The organism is Actinomadura napierensis (genome assembly GCF_039529375.1).
GTDB classification, from domain to species: Bacteria; Actinomycetota; Actinomycetes; order Streptosporangiales; family Streptosporangiaceae; genus Spirillospora; species Spirillospora napierensis.
This window is the reverse complement of record NZ_BAAAMR010000254.1, coordinates 1-1,800: the sequence shown is the minus strand read 5'-3', so window position 1 is coordinate 1,800 and position 1,800 is coordinate 1. Positions and strand designations below refer to the sequence as shown.

The following is a 1,800-nucleotide window of genomic DNA, read 5'->3' as shown; positions in this document are numbered from 1 at the left end:
TGGCTACGATCCCGGCTCGGCATGCGGGAGAACCGCACCACCGAACGCCTCATCCTCGCCCGCCAGCGGCACCGCCTACCGCAGGTCGCGGAACGGTTGGCGGCCGGAGAGTTGTCGTACGGGTATGCGGCCACGGTCGCGCAGAGTGTGGCGCGGCTGGAGGACACCGACTGCGCCCAGGCCGAGACCACTCTGCTGGGCTTCGTCGAGCAGGGCTTCTCGGCGGCGAAAGTCGGGGTGTTCGGCCGCCGCATCTGCGACGTGATCGCCGAACGCGACGGCACCGAGGCTGCCCCCGGTGAGGATGCCAAGCGCGGGTACGCCAAGTCCTGGATCACCAGCACCGGTTCCCTGGACGGCGGCCGGTACATCAAGGGCTGGCTGAACGCCGAAGACGCCGCGATCTGGGACGGGACGCTGGCGCCGTTGGTCAAGCCGGCCGGGCCGGATGACCACCGTGACGTTGGCGAGCGGACGGCGGCGGCACTGTCGAGTGTGCTGTCGGGTGGGCACAGGTCCACCAAGGTCACCGTGATCTGTGACCTGGAGACACTGACCGGCGGTAATGCTCCGGCCCGCCTCATCGACGGGACGCCGATCCCCGCCGCCCAAGCCCGCCGCATCGCCCTAGCGGCCGGAGTGTCACCCCTCCTGCTCGGACGCGGCCACACCCCGCTCTACCTGGGCTACCGGGAGCGTTTCGCTAGCGCCGCCCAACGGCAGGTACTGGAGACGCTGTATCCGACCTGCGCGGTACGGGAATGCGAGATCCCCGGGACGCTGTGCGAGGTCGACCATGTCAACGGCTGGGCCCTGGGCAACAGCCCCACCGACATTGACCAGCTCGCCCTGACCTGCGGGTGGCACAACCGCTTCAAACACACCAGCCCAGATCAGATCGGGATCAGCAAAGATCCCGACGGGCGGTACGTCTACCGGCTGCTACCACCACCGGGTGCCCGATCAAGAACCCGGAGTGGCAGCGGGCCACCACCGGGGCCGTTCGGCCCGTCCGACACCACCGCCAACTGGGCCGCATAACCCGCCCCACCTCCACATCACCGGTTCGCCCGAATCCAACCCGGATCTCGGGCGAACCGGCATGCCCATGTCCGCTCACGGCGGGCAGGCCGGGCCGGGTCAGGCGACCTTGCGGAGGGTGACGTCCATCGATGGTGACCAGCTCACGCCGTCGGCGCTGGACTCATGGCGGGCGACCTGTGTCATGCCGTCGTCGGTCATCGTTGCGGTGCAACGCGTGCGGTCGCCGATCCACCTGATCTCGTCGCCCTCGATCTGCAGCCGGGACACGTGAACGTTGCCGAAGCCGTCGTAGAACGTGGAGCTGTACTCCTCGCCGTCGACGCCGATGATCTCGACACCGCCGACGGAGGTCTCACCGATCTTTCCGAAGGCCGAGTGGACGACGAAGAACCCGCCGGGTGCCCACTCGTAGACATCACTGGTGAGGATCGGAACCGACGGGGTCTCCGTAATCTCGATCGTGCGGCCTTCGTTGATCCACTTACCGATGAGGACCGCGAGCGCTTCGTGGCGGCCGTCGCGGACGGGCGCTGCGCGTTCGGTGTTCTCGACCCCGGCGGCCACGGTGACGACACGAGCGGACTTGCTGATGTTCTCCGGCATCGGGAGCTCCTTCGTCATGGGGACGGTTCCCTACGTGGTCGGAGCCATCACACCCATCTCGACATCTCCGCTTGGCCCGCTGGTTCGGGGGCGGTGGGGTGGCGCGACCGGGGCGGGGCAGGCGGAGCCTGCCCCTTAAGCGCTGCCTCAGGG

Annotated in this window: 2 protein-coding genes; one reads left to right on the top strand and one right to left on the bottom strand. The window is 68.4% G+C overall.

The annotated features are described in order from the left end of the window. Positions 1 to 1,041: HNH endonuclease signature motif containing protein (locus tag ABD296_RS49260; protein WP_344285404.1), on the top strand; the 1,041-nt coding region annotated here is incomplete at its 5' end. A 99-nt stretch (positions 1,042 to 1,140) separates the two neighbouring features. Here ABD296_RS49260 and ABD296_RS49255 read toward each other — a convergent pair. Further along, complete coding sequence (locus tag ABD296_RS49255) at positions 1,141 to 1,665, bottom strand: hypothetical protein (protein ID WP_344285402.1); 525 nt, start codon at positions 1,663 to 1,665, stop codon at positions 1,141 to 1,143. Between the last annotated feature and the right edge of the window lie 135 nt (positions 1,666 to 1,800).